Here is a 16,761-nt window from a genome sequence, read left to right as displayed (position 1 = left end):
TGTCACTGCCCGGGACCGCACCCCACCAATATCTTCAGTCCGACGTGCAAAGGAGCACCACGATGTCGTCCCACATCATGCAGAACCCGCAGGATTCCGCCCAGCCCCAGCAGCGATCCCGGTTCGGCCGGCTGATTCGCGAACTCTGGTTCCAAGTCGTTCTGGGCGCCGTCCTGGGCATCGCCGTCGGCCTGTTCCTGCCCTCCGTCGGCAAACAACTCACACCGCTCAGTGACTGGTTCATCGCCCTAGTGAAGATGATCGTCATTCCCGTGGTGTTCTGCGTCGTGTCCCTTGGCATCGCGTCCATGGACAGCCTGCGCAAAGCCGGCCGCATCGGGGTGAAGGCGCTGGGCTACTTCCTCGCCCTCTCGCTGGTGTCCATGCTGATCGGCCTGGTCGTCGCCAACGTCTTCCGCCCCGGGGACGGCATGAACATCGATCCATCGCAGCTGGACTCCAGCAAGGTTCCCGAGGCCGCCAACAAGAGCTTCGATGGCATCGAATTCGTCAGCAACATCATTCCGGAATCACTGTTCGGGGCCCTGACCGGCCACACCATCATCGCCGCACTGATGGTCTCCATCGTGTTCGGTGCCGCCATGAACGTCTCCGGTGACGCCGGTGCCTTCCTCACCCGGGGCATCCAGGCACTGTCCACGGTGATCTTCAAGATCGTCAGCTGGGTCATGCGCCTTGCCCCCATCGGAACGTTCGGCGCGCTGGCGGCCGTGGTGGCCAACTACGGCACCCAGAGCCTGCAGCAACTGGGCTATCTCGTCCTGCTGTTCACCGCGACCTGCGTCCTCTACGTCCTGGTAATCCTGGGCCTCATCGCCCGTGCCTGCGGGCTGAACATCTTCACGGTGATGCGCTATTTCAAGGCAGAACTGCTGATAGCCCTGAGCACCTGCTCCAGCGAAGCGGTGCTTCCGCAGCTGATCAAGAAGCTCGAGGCCATGGGCGTCGGCAAGTCCACCGTCGGCATCGTGATCCCGTCGGGGTTCTCCTTCAACCTCGACGGGTCCGCCGTCTACCTGACCATGGCCTCGGTGTTCCTGGCCCAGGCCGTCGGCATGGACCTCTCCTGGGAACAGCAGCTCGTCATGGTCGGCGTCATGATGCTCACCAGCAAGGGCACCGCGGGCATCGCCGGCGGCGCGTTCATCGTCCTGGCCAGCACCTTGAGCTCGGTGGGAGGAATCCCGCTGGCGGCCCTCGCCCTCATCGTCGGCATCGACCGGCTCCTGAACGAAGGCCGGGTGTTCATCAACGTCCTCGGCAACGTGATGGCAGCCGTGGTCGTCGGCAAGTGGGAGAAGGACTACGATCCGGAACAGGCCCGCAAGGCCCTGCACGCCCAGGCCCCGAAGAAGAACGCAATCGGAGCAAAGACACCGCCCACCGTGGAAACCGACAAGGTCGACGTCCACTGATACTGCACCGGGCAGGGCCGCCGCGCACCGCGGCGGCCCTTCCGCGTGACCGACTGCCGCTGCCGGAAACGCATCCGCACCCTATACAAAGAGGACCTGACCGCACCGTGACCGCCCGCATCCTGATCACCACCGACTACCTCCACCCGGGAGATACCGTTGACCAGCTCCTGCGCGACCACGGTCTCGCGCCGGTCTACTCTCCGTACCGGGGACCACGGACCCTCGAGGAACGCCGCTCGTTGTTCGACGGCATGTCCGGAGCGATCCTCGCCGGCGAACCGGTCACCGCCGACATGCTCACCGATGCCCCTGCCCTGCAGGTCATCGCCCGCAGCGGGGTGGGGTACGACTCCATCGATGTACCGGCCGCCACAGCCCGAAGGATCAGGGTATGCAACGCCCCCGGAACGAACCACCACTCGGTCGCTGAACTGACCATCGGGCTCGTCATCATGGCCGCACGCCGCCTCCCCGAAGTCACCACCGCGGTCCGGCAAGGCCACTGGCCCCGCGAAGCCGGCCATGAACTGCGCGGTTCCACCCTGGGCATCATCGGCTACGGCCCCAGTGGACGCGCCACGGCGAGCCTCGGCGCAGCCCTCGGTATGAGGGTCCTGGTCAGTACCACCCACCCCGATCGCGATAACCCCGCGGTCCAGTTCGCTGATGTCGACACCGTCCTCCGCGACGCCGACTACCTCTCCCTGCACACCCGCGCAGGCCAGGACACCGGCAGACTCATCGATGCACCCCGTCTACAAAGGATGAAATCCACCGCGGTCCTCATCAACACGGCCCGCGGTTCACTCGTGGATGAAGAAGCCCTGGCCGCCGCACTGTCCGACGGCACGATCGCCGGTGCCGCCCTGGATGTGCTCGAGACCGAACCCCTCCCCGGCGACAGCCCCCTTCGGGGACTCGACAACGTGGTCATCACCTCGCACCTCGGCGGACAGACGATCGAGGCACGGGCGCGGGCCGGGCTCGCAGCCGCACGGGCCGTCATCGACGTCCTCGAAAACCGAGAACCCGCACACCCGGTCGACCGCTGAACTCGGACACCGGCGAGGATGGTCCCTCATGCCGGACGGGCTCCACCCCGGATTGTCCAGACAGCGTCTGGACAATCCGGGGTGGAGTCGCCTTGCGACTGCTCCCCATTGCACCTCCAAGAGGTGCAATGGGGAGCAGGACAGCGCGGCCTAGACGAGTTCGGTGGACGCCAGCGATCTCGTCTCGGCGGAGTTCCGCGACGGAGGTGCTGGTGTTGCGGCTGCATGCCCGGCGAGGACACCCGTCCGGTGCCGAAGCTTCAGTCGGTACATCAGGACGCCGGTGATGATGACGGCAGCGACGAAGAGAACCCCGCCCCACTGCAGGTACCACTCGAACGGCGGCACGGAGTTGTAGATCTCCGAGCGCGGCCAGATGAGGTTCAGTGTCATGGCGCCGCCCCACAGGACCGCGAGGATGTTCACCGGCAGTCCCCACTTGCCGAGGCTGAAGCCGGGTTCGGTGCCGTCATCGGGCAGCGGCCACTTCCTGGTCAGGCGGTTCCGCAGCATGGGCACAGTCACCAGCAGGTAGGAGAGGTAAATCAGGACGATGCTGATGCTGGAGAGGATGGTGAAGATGGCCGGCTGGGAGACGTTCACGATCAGCGGGATGACCGCGATGACGCCGATCACGATGGCGGCGACCGTCGGAGTCTTCCGGACGGGGTGCACCTTGCCCAGGTGGCGGCTGAACGGAAGGTTGTTGTCCCGGGCCATTGCGAACATCATGCGGATGGCGGCTGCGTGGACGGCCAGCGTGCAGACCATGACGGCCACCACGATGCACAGCAGGAAGGCTTTGCCGAAGGGGCCGCCCAGCACGGAGAGCACGATGTATTGCAGGCCGCCGTCGGCCGAGCCCAGCTTGGGATCCTTCAGGTCCGGGGCGGCGAGGAGTCCGGTGAGCAGGATCAGTCCGCCCAGCACGAAGGATGCGGTGATAGCCCGCAGGATGGCCTTGGGTGCCGTGCGCTTGGGGTCCTTGGTCTCCTCGCCGAGGGAGCTTGCAGTATCGAAGCCGTACATCACGTAGCCCGATGCCATGGCGCCGATGATGAAGACTCCGAAGAAGCCCAAGGGGTGGTCGGTCCCGAATCCCGTGGTCTCGAAGAGCACGCCGGGTCCGCGGACGATATGCCATGCCAGTGCGAGGATGAGCAACACCGCGGCGACGAGTTCGACGAAGACGCCCACGCTGTTGATCTTGGTCATGAGTTTCACGCCGAAGGCGTTGATGAGGGTGGAGATGCCGATCATGGTGCTCGCGAGGATCACCCCGTTGAGGGCGAAGTCGTAGGTGCCGGTGCCGTCACCGATGAACTGGAACCCGGACCAGATCTGGGGCAGTGTGAGCTGGAGTGCCAGCGCCACGGCGCCCAGGGCCATGATCGAGGAGATCAACAACAGCCACCCGGCCAGCCAGGCGACGGTGCCGGAGGAGAGCCTCTTGGCCCAGTTGTAGACCGAACCGGCCACAGGGTAACGCCCTGCCAGTTCGGCGAAGCACAGGGCCACCATCAGCTGCCCGACGAAGACGATCGGCCAGGACCAGGCGTAGGCCGGGCCAGCCATGGAGTAACCGAAATAGAACAGTTGAAAAACGCCGGTGAGGATGGAGATGTAGCTGACTCCGGCCGCGAAGCTGGCGAACTTGCCGATGCTCCGGTCCAGGGTCTGGGCATAGCCGAACTGGTCCATGCCGCTTGAATCAGTACTCTTGCTGGGTTCCGCCAATTGAAACTCCTAAGTCAGAAAAGCACGATGGTGGCCTGCGACCGCCTTTGGGCGCAGGCGAGACCGGGCGCCGCGCCGTTGCGGCGCCCGGCTGTTTCCCCAATGCTGTTGCCTACTCGGCCGCGCCCTCCCCCGTTTCCTTCGGAGCCGGAGCCGTGCCGAACCAGCCGCTGGGCGCGGGCTGGATGTTCTGCCAGATGTGCTTTGCCTCGCGGTACTCGTTGAGGCCCGCCTGGCCGAGTTCACGGCCGATCCCGGACTTCCCGAAGCCGCCCCACTCGGCCTGCGGTACGTACGGGTGGTAGTCGTTGATCCACACGGTTCCGTGCCGGAGGGCGCCGGCGACACGCTGCGCTTTGGAGGCGTCCGAGGTCCATACCGCGCCGGCCAGGCCGTACTCGGTATCGTTCGCGATCGCGACTGCCTGATCCTCGGTCCGGAACGTCTCGACGGTCAGCACGGGGCCGAACGATTCGTCGCGCAGTACGCTCATGCCGGAGCGGCAGTTGCCGAGTACGGTGGGCGGGTAGAAATAGCCGTCGGCGAGCGGCCCCTCGTCGGGGATGTATCCCCCGCACAGGAGCTCGGCGCCCTCCGCGATGCCGGCCTGGACGTAGGCGTGGACCTGGTCCCGGTGCTTGGCGGAAATGAGTGGCCCGGTCTCGGCGTCGGGATCGAACGGCCCGCCCATCCGGATCTTCTTCGCCCGGTCCACGACCTCGGCCACAAAACGGTCCGCAATCGACTCCTCGATGACGAGCCGCGCCCCTGCCGAGCAGACCTGCCCGGAGTGCAGGAAGATGGCGGTCAGGGCGTTGTCGACGGCGGCGTCCCAGTCCGCGTCCGCGAAGACGACGTTCGGGTTTTTTCCACCAAGTTCGAAGGCGACGTTCTTGACTGTCTCCGCGGCCGCAGCCATGATCGTCTGGCCCGTGGCCAGGCTTCCGGTCAGGGAGACGAGGTCGACGCGCGGGTCGGAGCTGAGTGGGCCGCCCACTGTCGAGCCGGATCCGGTGACGAGGTTGGCGACGCCGGCAGGGACGCCTGCCTCTTCGAGGGTTTCCATCAGGAGGATCGACGTGGACGGCGTGAGCTCGCTGGGCTTCAGCACGAACGAGTTCCCGGCGACGAGTGCCGGCGCCACCTTCCAGGCGGCCTGGAGGAGCGGGTAGTTCCACGGTGCGATGAGGGCACAGACGCCCAGCGGCTCATAGACCACGCGGCTGATGGCGTTCGGCCGGCCCGTGTCGATCACCCTGCCGGCATCGAGGCCGGCGATCTTTCCGTAGTAGCGGAAGCAGGCAGCGATGTCGTCCATGTCGTACTCGGCCTCGACGAGACGTTTGCCGGTGTCGAGCGCCTCCGCCCGGGCGTAGGCGGCCTTGTCCCGCTCGAGCAGGTCGGCCACGCGCAGCAGCACGGCACCCCGCTCGATATCCGTGAGCCTGCGCCACGGGCCACCATCGAAAGTTGCCCGCGCGCTGGCGATCGCCCGCTCGGCATCCTCCGCGGTGGATGCCGCGACGACTGCTACTTCGCGCCCGTCTGCCGGGCAGCGCACGGATGCGGTGCCGCCGTCGGACGCCTGCTGCCAGGTTCCGCCGATGTAGAGGCCCTTGATGGCCTGCGATGTCCCGGCCTGGTGGACGTGCTCAGCCGTGGCAGTCATTGTTTCTCCTTCTAGTGTGTGCATCCGGCATTCCTAGCCCCTGGCCGCAGGGGCGGCGTCGCCGGTGCGCTCCAGCGGGCTGACGCCGTGCCGGTAGAACTCCGCGTGCTGCGGCGCCAGTGGGGTCTTGCCGGCGATCAGGTCGGCCGCCTTCTCGGCGAGCATCATGACCGGCGCGTAGATGTTGCCGTTCGTGACGTAAGGCATGGCGGACGCGTCCACCACGCGGAGGCCCTTGGTGCCGTGGACGGTCATGTCCAGGGGGTTCACGACGGCCATGGGATCGGACTCGGGACCCATCTTCGCCGTGCAGGACGGGTGCAGGGCTGTCTCGGCGTCGCGGGCGACCCAGTCGAGGATCTCCGCGTCCGTCTGCACGGACCGCCCCGGAGAGAGCTCGCCCCCGTTGAAGGGGCCCATGGCGGACTGGCCCAGGATGTCGCGAGCCACACGGACGGCCTCGACCCATTCGCGGCGGTCCTGGTCCGTGGAGAGGTAGTTGAAAACCATGGACGGGTGCACGGTGGGATCGGTGGACGTAATCTTGAGGGTGCCGCGGGCGTCGGAGTACATGGGGCCGATGTGCACCTGGTAGCCGTGCTTGGCATCGGCCTTCTGGCCGTCGTAGCGGACGGCGACCGGGAGGAAATGGAACATCAGGTTCGGGTACGCGACATCCTCGTTGGAGCGGACGAAGCCGCCGCCCTCGAAGTGGTTGGTGGCGGCCGGTCCCTTCCGGCCCAGCAGCCACTGCATGCCGATCCACGGCATACGCCAGACATCCAGGGCCGGCTGCATGGACACCGGCTGGGTGCAGGCGTGCTGGATGTAGACCTCGAGGTGGTCCTGGAGGTTTTGCCCGACGCCGGGCAGGTTGGCCACGGAGTTGATGCCCAGGGAGTTCAGGTGGGCGGCGTCGCCGACGCCGGAGAGCTGGAGCAGCTGCGGGGTGTTGATCGCGCCGCCGGCCAGGATCACCTCACCCGCGTTCACCTGGTGGGTTTTGCCGTTGCGACGGTATGTGACGCCGGTAGCCACGTTGCCCGTGAAGTTGATCTTGGTGGCCAGTGCCCGGGTGAGGACGGTCAGGTTGTCCCGGCCGAAGTTCGGCCGCAGGTAGGCGCGGGATGCCGAGAGCCGCTGGCCCTTGTGCACGTTGCGGTCGAAGGCCGCGAAGCCTTCCTGGCGGTACCCGTTGACGTCGTCCGTCAGCGGGTAACCGGCTTCCTGGGCGGCGGCGAAGAAGGCCTGGAACAGCGGGTTCGTGGCGGGGCCGCGTTCCAGGACCAGCGGGCCGTCATGCCCGCGGAGCTCATCATCCGGGTCGGCGGCGAGTGCGTTCTCCATCCGGTTGAAGTACGGCAGGCAGTGCGCGAAGTCCCAGGTCTCCATGCCGGGGTCGGCGCCCCAGCGCTCGTAATCCAAAGGGTTGCCGCGCTGGAAGATCATGCCGTTGATGGAGCTCGAGCCCCCCAGGACCTTGCCCCGGGCATGTGCCACGCGGCGGCCGTCCATATGGGGCTCCGGGTCCGACTCGTAGCGCCAGTCATAGAGCGGGTTGCCGCTGGGGAAGGTGAGCGCGGCCGGCATCTGGATGAAAAGGTCCCAGGGGTAGTCGCTTCGTCCGGCCTCGAGGACCAGGACGCTGCTCTGGCCTCCATCGCTCAGACGGTTGGCCAGTACGGAGCCCGCGCTTCCGCCGCCGACAATGACGTAGTCGTAGCTGGTTTTTGTCATGCTGCAAACTCTCCTTCTACCTCGCGCCGGTCACAGTGGCCAGGGCGGGTCGTTGTTCTTTCGAAAGCGAAAGGTTGACCATGTCAGCCGGAGGATCCGCGGTATCCCCTGATGTGGCGTAGGTCATATTCAGGGAGAGTAGTGCACCTTGAACGACTGTTCAACAGAAAAACTGGACAAGCGTTCAAAATTTACGGTCATGAAACATCAGGCCTGCGCTGAGGTGCGGGAATGCGCCCTTGCCCTTTCCGTGTGTCGCGCTTCTGCCGGTATGTGACGGGACCTGAGTCAGGCATAACCTCAGGGATTGCATGGTGCCGCCGTGCCGGAGAGTGGTGGTTCGCGGCCGCTATGCCGCGAAGGCGATCTCCTCGGTGCGGGCGATGCTCCGCCGAATGGATTCTTTGTCCACACCGAGGAGCGCGGTCAGCCACATGCCGTTCTGCAGGACGACGATGTCGGCGGCCCGCTCTTTGCATTCCTTGGCAGGCAGCCCAGGCTTGGCCTCTCCTATCAGGGCGGCAAGCCCGTCCAGGTACCGGTCGAAGGCCGCGGCGTTGATCAGGGCGAAATCATCGTCCGCCTTGGCAAGCGCCCACAGATGAAGGCGCAGGGACAGGTACCGCGTGGTCAGGAGTTCCGGGCCCGCAACCCGGCGCAGGGCATTCCGGAGCTGTTCGTCCGGGGGCAGCGCCGGGTCCGGCGCAACCAGAGCGAGGTCGTGTTTGTCCACACTGTGCAGGGCCGCACGGATCAGGCTCATCTTGTCTTCGTAGTAGTAGTTCACCAGCCCGAGAGCGACGCCGGCTTCCCGGGCCACCGCGCGCATATTGACACCTGAGATGCCGTGGCGCGACAGCAGCTCGAGCGCCGCTTCGAGAATGCGCGCCTGCCTGTCGATCTGTTGGCCGGACTTCACGGTGTTTGTACTCACTCGGCCAGAGTATGGCCAAAGGGGTGACGGTGCATCCCGCCGACAGCGGCGCCCCACCCTGCCGCACACGACGGGTTCCGGCGCGGTGGCCGGGCGGGTAGCGGGGCTGCCTCCCGAAATCCACTGATGCCGTTGCCGTCTCCCGCGTGTGCGCTGGTCACCTCTAGTTGATCGGCGCGGGTGGTCGTTCGTCGCTGAGCACGGCGAGGGTGTTGTCTGCTGCGAGCATTGCCATGGCGGTACGGGTCTCCACGGTGGCGGAGCCGAGGTGTGGGACGAGCACGACGTTCTCGAGTTCGAGCAGTCCGGGGTGCACGCGGGGCTCGTTCTCGAAGACGTCGAGTCCTGCGCCGGCGATCTGTTTCCCGCGAAGGGCGGAAGTGAGGGCTGCTTCGTCGACGATGGGTCCGCGGGCGGTGTTGATGAGGTAGGCCGAGTCCTTCATGGCCGCGAGTTGCTCGGCGCCGATCAGGTGGTGGGTGGCAGGCCCGTAGGGGCAGTGGAGGGAGACGATGTCGGAGATACCGAGCAGCTCGTCGAGGTCGACGCGCCGGGCGCCCAGCTCTGCGGCGATCCTCGGATCGATCTCGCTGCGCGACTGGTAGACGATGTCCATGCCGAAGGCTTTGGCCCGGAGTGCGGTGGCCCGGCCGATGCCGCCCATGCCGACGATGCCGAGGGTTTTGCCCTGCAGGCTGCTGCCGAGCAGGAAGGACATGCCCCACTTCCAGGGCTGGCCGGAGCGGATGAGCCGTTCGCCCTCGCCGAGCCGGCGGGTCGCCAGAAGGATCAGGCCGAACGCGATGTCGGCTGTGGCGTCCGTGAGGACGCCAGGGGTGTTGGTGGCTACGATGCCCCGTTCTGTACAGGCCGGCACGTCGATGTTGTCGTAGCCGACGGCCACGTTCGCGACCACCCTGAGCTGGGGGCCGGCGGCGTCGAGCAGCTCGGAGTCGACGCGTTCGGTGAGCAGGCTCACCACGGCGTCGGCACCGGCTACCCGGCGCAGGAGCTCCTCGCGTCCGATCGACTCCTGACCCTGCCAGGCGTCGACCTCGTGCTCGGCGCGAAGCTTCTCGATAGCGGCTTCGGGTACGCGTCCCGTGACGACGACCCGGCTCATGCCGTCTCGATCCACTTGCGCAGGCGGCCGAGGCCGTCGCGGATGTCGGCGACGTCGATGCCCGAGTAGGCGAGCCGGATGTATTGCCGCTCTTCGCCCGGCTGGCGGCGTCCGAAGTGCTCACGGGTGCAGAAGGAGACACCGGTCTCGTGGAGAGCTGTGGAGGCGAAGTCGCCGACTGCCGTGTACCCCATGCGCTGCATGGCCTCGGTGACGTCGGGGAAGAGGTAGAACGTCGACTTCGGCACGGCGACCTGCACGCCGGAGATGTCGTTCACGAGTTCGCAGGCGGCATCGCGTCGCTCGCGCAGGATCTCGAGCATCTGCTGTACGGGTTCCTGGGTGCCACGGAGGGCTTCGATACCGGCCCACTGAACGTAGTGCGTCGTACACGACTCATCGTTGGTGTTGAGTGTGCTCAGAATTCTGGCGATCTCGACCGGGGCGACGGCGCAGCCCAGGCGGGATCCCGTCATGGCGAACTTCTTGCTGAACGTGTAGAGGATCACGGTGCGCTCCATCATGCCGGGGAGCGAGGCGATGGAGCTGGAGACACCCTCGTAGCGCGTCTCGAAGTACGCCTCATCGGAGAGTACCCACAGGTCGTGCTCCTGGGCGAGCTGGGCGATCGCTTCCCGCTCGGCCGGCGTCGATTCAGCCGAGATGGGGTTCTGCAGGTCGTTGTAGATGATCGCGACAGTCTTCGGGGTGATCGACGTGCGCACCTGGTCGAGGTCGATCGCGAAGCCCTCGCTGGTGGGCAGGTAGCGGTACGGCACCGCTGTGCCACCGAGGTACTCGATCTGCGATTCGTAGATCGGGAAGCCGGGGTTGGGATAGAGCACTTCCTGGCCGGGGTTCATGACCGCCTGCAGGAATTTCGTGATCACGGGCTTGCCGCCCGTCATCACCACCACGTTGTCAGGGGTGAACTCGATACCCCGACGGCCCCCGATGTCCTCGGCGAGTGCCTCGCGCAACTGCGGGATGCCGGGACCCGGGCAATAGCCCGTATGGCCGTCGGCGATGGCCCGGTTCATGGCTTCGACGATATGCGGGGCCGTCGGGATGTTGATGTCACCGAGATGGAAGGGGTACACGAGGTTCCCCTTCGACTTCCAGGCCGCTGCGGCCTGGGCGACGCTGAAAGCGGTTTCGGTGCCCAGACGTTCGAGCCGGTTCGCGAGTTGCTGCATGCTGTCTCCTCATCGAGATCGTGATCGATTTTTTTTAGTAATGATTTGCTGCTTCTGCGTCATGGCGGCAGCGGGTGGGCATCTCCTGCCGGCTTCGGTGGATACCAGAGCGGGTCACCAGGCGTCGTACTGGAACGTGAAGTACAGGATGACCGACATGAGCAGAAGGGCAGTGAGAGCGACGAAACAGTCCGTGACCTGTTGACGTCCACGCGGTGCCCGCAAGCGTGCTTCTACGGGTGGTCTCGGGCGCGTGCCCCGACCGACGAGATTCTCATGCCTTGTCATCGCTGTTCAGCACTCCACCACGTTGACGGCCAGCCCACCCATGGCCGTCTCCTTGTACTTGGAGCTCATGTCCTTGCCGGTTTCCCGCATGGTGATGATGACTTCGTCGAGGGACACCCGGTGTACGCCGTCTCCCCAGAGCGCCATTTTGGCGGCATTGATCGCTTTCGCCGCGGCGATGGCGTTCCGTTCGATGCAGGGCACCTGGACCAGACCACCGATGGGATCGCAGGTCAGGCCGAGGTTGTGTTCCATGGCGATCTCGGCCGCGTTCTCGACCTGGGACGGGCTGCCGCCCATCACTTCGGCCAGGCCGGCGGCAGCCATCGACGACGCAGAGCCCACTTCGCCCTGGCAGCCCATCTCTGCGCCAGAGATCGAGGCCTGTTCCTTGTAGAGGACTCCGACAGCACCGGCGGTCAGGAGGAACCTGACCACCACGTCGTCGCGATCGCGCTGGTCGGCGTCCTGCATGCCGGGCGCGAAATGCAGGGCGTAGTACAGCACTGCGGGGATGATGCCCGCCGCTCCGTTGGTCGGAGCGGTGACCACCCTGCCCCCGGAGGCGTTCTCCTCGTTGACGGCAAGAGCTATCAGGTTCACCCATTCCTGCCAGTACGCGGGGTCGTGGTCCTTGTCTTCCTTCAGCAGGCGATCATGCCAGTCGGGGGCGCGCCGACGGACCTTGAGCCCGCCGGGCAGCAGTCCCTCACGGGTGAGGCTGACCTTTGCGCAGCTCTCCATGACCGAATAGATGTGGAGCAGTCCCTGCCGGATCTCCTCCTCCGTGCGGCTGTCCTTCTCATTGGTCAGCATCACGTCGCTGATACCGAGGGAGGTCCGACGGCAGTGTTCCAGCAGCTCTGCAGCGGTGCGGAACGGGAGCGGAAGTTCTTTTTTCGAGGTTTCGAGTTCCTGCCGGGCGGCGTCCTCCTCGCCGTCCCGCACGATGAAACCTCCGCCGACCGAGAAGAACGTGGCCGTATGGAGAACCTGCTCCGCCGGACCGTAGACGGTGAAGGTCATGCCGTTGGTGTGCCGCGGCAGGATCGTCAGGGGGCGCAGGACCATGTCCCCGACCCCGTAGGGCAAGGACACGCTTCCACCGAGCTGCAGGATGCCGGTGCCGGCGATGGTTGCCAGCCGCTCCTCCACTTCCTCGGGCTGGATCACCTCGGGGTGGAAACCCTCAAGGCCGAGAAGGATCGCCGTCATGGTTCCGTGCCCGTGCCCCGTCGCAGCGAGGGACCCGTAGAGGTCGACCCGCAGTGCTGCCACATCGGCAAGGATGCCGGAGGCCTTCAGTTCTTCGCTGAACACCGCGGCGGCCCGCATCGGTCCGACAGTGTGCGAGCTCGAAGGTCCTATCCCGATGGAAAAGAGATCGAAAACTCCTACAGCCATGGTGCAGTTCCTTCGTGTCCAGGGGTCGGCAGATGATCCTGCCGGAAAAGAGCATGGGCGATCCACCTGACCAGGAGCCACGAGAACCGCCGGACGGATCACACGTCCGACCTGTCGCCCGTCGCGGTGGCACCGAGCGATCCGGACAGCTCGGCCGGGACTGGGGACCGTCAGGGGACCTCGGGGGAGGCGTACTCGCGCATCGCATCGAGGAGCCACCGGCCCAGGAAGTCCGCGAAGGAGGCGCGGGGGAAGATCCGGAAGCTCTCCTCCCCGGTCTTCTCGAGGACTACCGGGATGTTGCCCACCTCGGTGCTCAGTGCTGTTCCCGTGGGGAAGCTGCGCGGGTGCAGGTCCAGGGGGCAGCCCTTCTCCAGGACGGCACGGGCCCGGGCGCCGGAGAGTTCGAACGTGGTGCGGTTCGCGGACAGGTCCACCACCTGGCCCGGGGCCCCGCCCAGGGCGGCGGTGAGGGAATCGATGAGGGTTCCACCGAGCGAGTCGTGGGCGTCCTCCGGTGCGACCACCAGGAACTCGGACGGCCCCAGCCAGAGGACCCGAACGCCGTCGGTGCCGCCCACGTCACCGCAGCGGACCGGCAGGCTGCCGGCGACGGCGGCGACCCGTGCGCCCTCCTCGGAGCGGGGGTTCACGCGGAGGCCCACCATGGTCTGGAACGGGCCCTCCTGGAGGACCACCGTCCCCTCGATGGAGCCGGCCTCCAGCGCGGCGGTCAGGTGGGAGGCGGGGCTGCGTCGGATGTCCCGAAGTCCATTGATGCCGTTGAGTGCTGCTGTGTTAGCCATCCTTGCGGGTCCCTTCGGGGTCGAAAAGTACGGTTTCGGCGACGACGACGTCGACCAGCCGGTCGCCTGCGGCGGCCACCAGGGTCTCGCCGATGCGGTTGCGGCCGTTCTTGATCAGCGCCAGGGCGAAGGTCCGCTCCAGGGCGGCGCTGTGGTAGCTGGAGGTGACGAAGCCCTGCATGGGGACGGGACCGGAGGCAGGGTCGGTGCTGATGCCCTGCTCCACTAGCTGGGTGCCTTCGGGGAGCCGGAAGGAACGGTCCACGGGCAACACGCTGACCAGGTGCTTGCGGTCCTCGCGCCCGGCATCGGCCCGGGCATAGGATCGCTTGCCGATGAAGTCCTTGGCCTTGGACACCACCCATTCCATGCCCGCGTCCTGCGGTGTGACGGTGCCGTCGGTGTCCTGACCGACGATCGGGTAGCCCTTCTCGGCGCGGAGTACGTGCATGGTCTCGGTGCCGTAGGGGGTGATGCCGAATTCGGCGCCTGCGGCTGCCACTGCTTCCCAGGTGTTCAACCCGTACCAGGACGGCACGTTGATCTCGTAGGCCAGTTCGCCGGAGAACGAGATGCGGCAGACCCGGGCCCGCACGCCGGAGGCGAGGGTGGTTTCGCGGAAGGTCATGAACGGGAAGGCTTCCGCCTCCAGCCCCCCGTCCGCCTCCAGCTCCGGTGCCAGCTTGGCGATGACGGCCCGGGATCGGGGGCCGACGACGGCGATGGTGCTCCACTGTTCGGTCACCGAGGTGCAGTGCACGTCGAGGTCGGGCCATTCGGTCTGGAGCCATTCCTCCAGCCAGTCCAGTACCTTGGCGGCGCCGCCGGTGGTGGTGGTCATGAAGTAGCGGTCGTCATCGAGACGGAGGGTCACGCCGTCGTCGAAGATCATGCCGTCCGCCATGCACATGACCCCGTAGCGGGCGGAACCCGGGGCGAGCTTCTTGAAGGCGTTGGTGTAGATCCGGTTGAGGAATTCACCGGCGTCCTTGCCGCGGATCTCGATCTTCCCGAGGGTGGTGGCGTCCATGAAGCCTACGGAGTCGCGGACGGCCGCGCACTCGCGCAGCACGGCTGCGTCCATGTCCTCGCCGGCGTGCGGGTAGTACCAGGGACGCTTCCACTGTCCCACGTCCTCGAACAGGGCACCGTGCGCCTCGTGCCACGGGTGGATGGACGTCTTGCGTGCGGGGTCGAACAGTTCGCCGCGCTGGCGGCCGGCCAGTGCCGCGAAGGCGACGGGGGTGAACGGTGCGCGGTACGTGGTCGTGCCGATGTCGCCGATCCCACGGGACGCTTCGCCGGCGGTGCGAAGTGCCGCGGCGATGACGCCGATCGCGTTGACGCCGGAGGTCTTGCCCTGGTCGTTGGCGGTGCTGATGGAGGTGTAGCGCTTGATGTGTTCCACCGAGCGCATGCCGGCGCCGGTGGAGCGCAGGACATCGGCCACGGACTGGTCGCGCTGGAAGTCCACGAAGTGGGAGTGCCACTGGTCCGGCGTACCGGCCTGGCCCGGGACCAGCCACAGCTGGCGGGTCGGGGCGGAGGACTTCGGCTCGCCGATGGCGGACGGCTGCGTGGCGGACTCGAAGCCGGCGGCGGTGGCGGCGGTTACGCCTGCGGAGATGCCTTCGGCCAGGACATCCTCGAGTTCGAAGCTGCCGCGGCCGGAGCCGATGGTCTGCTGGTTCGGGACCACGGTGCTCGGCACGAAAGCGGCCAGCTCATCGTCCCAGCGCAGCTTGCCCTGCCGCTGGGAGTGCAGGTGCACCAGCGGACTCCACCCGCCGGAAACCGCCAGCAGGTCGCAGGCTATCTCTTCGACGGCGTCGGTGAGTTCGCCGTCGTCGGTGATGCCGCGGACGGTGACGGCGGTCAGGCGGCCGTCACTGCCTGCCGTGCCGTCCGCGGTGGTGTTCGCCACCGCGCTGCCGGTCAGCACCCGGGTGCCGGCGTCGGCGGCGGCGGCTGCCACGTCGGTGAGGCCCGGGCGGGCGTCCACGACGGCCGCCACCTCGACGCCGGCGGCGCGCAGGTCCGCCGCGAGGGCGTAGGCGCTGTCGTTGGTGGTGCTGATGACCACGCGCTGTCCGGCGGCGACGGCGTAGCGGTTGAGGTAGCTGCGGACGGCGGAGGCCAGCATGATCCCTGGGCGGTCGTTGTTCTCGAAGACCAGGGGGCGTTCGTGGGCGCCCGGGGCCAGCACCACCTGCGCGGCACGCACGTGCCAGATACGCTGCCGGGAGACTCCGGGTGCTGCGGGGCTGGAGAGGTGGTCGGTGCGGTTCTGGACGGCGATGACGTAGTTGGCGTCGTAGGCGCCGAACGCGGTGGTCCGGTTCAGGACGGTGGTTTCGGAGCCCGAGACGAGTTCGGCTTCGATGTCAGCCACCCACTCCAGGGCCGGCTTGCCTTCGATGACCTCGGCCAGGCCGGGAGCCGTGGACCCCGAGAGGAGGGATCCGCCGAGCTCGGGCTGGTCGTCCATCAGCATCACCCGGGCGCCGGTGCGAACGGCCTCGCGGGCGGCGGCCAGGCCGGCGGGACCGCCGCCGATGACCAGGACATCGGTGTGGACGTACTTCTTGTCGTACTCGGCGCGGTCATCCTCCGGGTCCAGCTTGCCCAGTCCGTTGAGCAGCTCCGCCTTCAGGCCGTCCACCAGGGTGACGGTCGTGGCCGGGAGCATGGACTCGGCCACATGGCCGGGGAACCGTGGGTGCACCTTCACCAGGGCGTTCGATTCCTCGACTCCGGCGGACATGATCCCTCGGGGGCGGTCCTCGTACAGCGAGTTGCCGACGGCGATCCGGCCGTTGGCGAGCAGCGCCGAGGCGAGGGTGTCCCCGGGATGCCCGGTGAACTCCTCGCCGTCCACGGTGAAACGCCAGGAGATGGTGCGGTCGATGCGCCCGCCGGTGGCGAGGCGGGCGTTCTGGGAAGTCACTTGGATGCTCCTTCCGGGGCGGTGGTGCCGGCTGCTGAGGTGGCGGGGGCCGTGCTCGTGCCGGAGATGTCGGGAGCCGCGGTCCCGGTGGTGGTGCTGTCCGGGGCGGTGCTGGCGGTGCCGGACTCAGGTGCCGCGGCGGCCCTGTCCGGACGGGCCGCGCCCATGGGGTAGACGGCCTGGATCTCGTAGGTGACCGTGTCACGGAGCATGTTGAACCACTGGCGGCAGCCGGTGCTGTGGAGCCAGCGTTCGGCGAAGGCACCCTTGGTGTTGTCGCGGTAGAACAGGAACTCGGCCCACTGGCGGTCGTCCAGCGCTGCCGGATTCTCGGGGTAGGGCACGTGGGCCTGGCCACCGTAGTGGAATTCGGTCTCGTCGCGGGAGCCGCAGTTGGGGCATGAGATGAGGAGCATGTCCGGACTCTCT

The 16,761-nt window shown here is 66.9% G+C and carries 12 protein-coding genes; 2 read left to right on the top strand and 10 right to left on the bottom strand.

The window, feature by feature from the left end; translation table 11 throughout:
* Positions 1 to 62 precede the first annotated feature (62 nt).
* The gene (locus P5G52_RS05845; RefSeq protein WP_301225515.1) at positions 63 to 1,436 is read left to right on the top strand and encodes a cation:dicarboxylate symporter family transporter; all 1,374 of its coding nucleotides are present in this window, start codon (positions 63 to 65) and stop codon (positions 1,434 to 1,436) included.
* A 107-nt stretch (positions 1,437 to 1,543) separates the two neighbouring features.
* Complete coding sequence (locus tag P5G52_RS05840) at positions 1,544 to 2,491, top strand: phosphoglycerate dehydrogenase (RefSeq protein ID WP_301225513.1); 948 nt, start codon at positions 1,544 to 1,546, stop codon at positions 2,489 to 2,491.
* A gap of 150 nt (positions 2,492 to 2,641) precedes the next feature.
* On the opposite strand, the gene P5G52_RS05835 is transcribed toward P5G52_RS05840, so the two are convergent.
* The 10 genes from P5G52_RS05835 to P5G52_RS05790 form a co-directional block, all read right to left on the bottom strand.
* On the bottom strand, positions 2,642 to 4,192 hold the full coding sequence (locus P5G52_RS05835; protein ID WP_301228666.1) for an APC family permease: 1,551 nt from the start codon (positions 4,190 to 4,192) through the stop codon (positions 2,642 to 2,644).
* Between the two features lie 148 nt (positions 4,193 to 4,340).
* A complete protein-coding gene (locus tag P5G52_RS05830; protein WP_301225511.1) occupies positions 4,341 to 5,897 on the bottom strand; it encodes an aldehyde dehydrogenase family protein in 1,557 nt (518 codons plus the stop codon).
* 33 nt (positions 5,898 to 5,930) lie between these two features.
* On the bottom strand, positions 5,931 to 7,634 hold the full coding sequence (gene betA, locus P5G52_RS05825) for a choline dehydrogenase (protein ID WP_301225509.1): 1,704 nt from the start codon (positions 7,632 to 7,634) through the stop codon (positions 5,931 to 5,933).
* A gap of 349 nt (positions 7,635 to 7,983) precedes the next feature.
* Positions 7,984 to 8,568, bottom strand: a complete 585-nt coding sequence (locus tag P5G52_RS05820; RefSeq protein ID WP_301225507.1) for a TetR/AcrR family transcriptional regulator — start codon at positions 8,566 to 8,568, stop codon at positions 7,984 to 7,986.
* 163 nt (positions 8,569 to 8,731) lie between these two features.
* Entirely contained in the window at positions 8,732 to 9,691 is a 960-nt protein-coding gene (locus tag P5G52_RS05815) for a 2-hydroxyacid dehydrogenase (RefSeq protein ID WP_301225505.1), read from the bottom strand.
* Positions 9,688 to 10,887 (bottom strand): pyridoxal phosphate-dependent aminotransferase, encoded by a 1,200-nt coding sequence (locus tag P5G52_RS05810; RefSeq protein WP_301225503.1) that lies wholly within the window; start codon positions 10,885 to 10,887, stop codon positions 9,688 to 9,690. The genes P5G52_RS05815 and P5G52_RS05810 overlap by 4 nt, the downstream gene beginning before the upstream one ends.
* Positions 10,888 to 11,181: 294 nt before the next feature.
* Entirely contained in the window at positions 11,182 to 12,579 is a 1,398-nt protein-coding gene (locus tag P5G52_RS05805) for an L-serine ammonia-lyase (RefSeq protein ID WP_301225501.1), read from the bottom strand.
* Positions 12,580 to 12,749: 170 nt separating this feature from the next.
* The gene (locus tag P5G52_RS05800; protein WP_301225499.1) at positions 12,750 to 13,385 is read right to left on the bottom strand and encodes a sarcosine oxidase subunit gamma; all 636 of its coding nucleotides are present in this window, start codon (positions 13,383 to 13,385) and stop codon (positions 12,750 to 12,752) included.
* Entirely contained in the window at positions 13,378 to 16,332 is a 2,955-nt protein-coding gene (locus tag P5G52_RS05795) for a 2Fe-2S iron-sulfur cluster-binding protein (RefSeq protein ID WP_301225497.1), read from the bottom strand. Before P5G52_RS05795 ends, P5G52_RS05800 begins: the two co-directional genes overlap by 8 nt.
* Entirely contained in the window at positions 16,329 to 16,748 is a 420-nt protein-coding gene (locus tag P5G52_RS05790) for a sarcosine oxidase subunit delta (protein ID WP_301225495.1), read from the bottom strand. The genes P5G52_RS05795 and P5G52_RS05790 overlap by 4 nt, the downstream gene beginning before the upstream one ends.
* Positions 16,749 to 16,761: the final 13 nt, after the last annotated feature.

Source organism: Arthrobacter burdickii (assembly GCF_030433645.1).
GTDB classification, from domain to species: Bacteria; Actinomycetota; Actinomycetes; order Actinomycetales; family Micrococcaceae; genus Arthrobacter_D; species Arthrobacter_D burdickii.
This window is presented reverse-complemented; position numbering and strand designations above follow the sequence as displayed.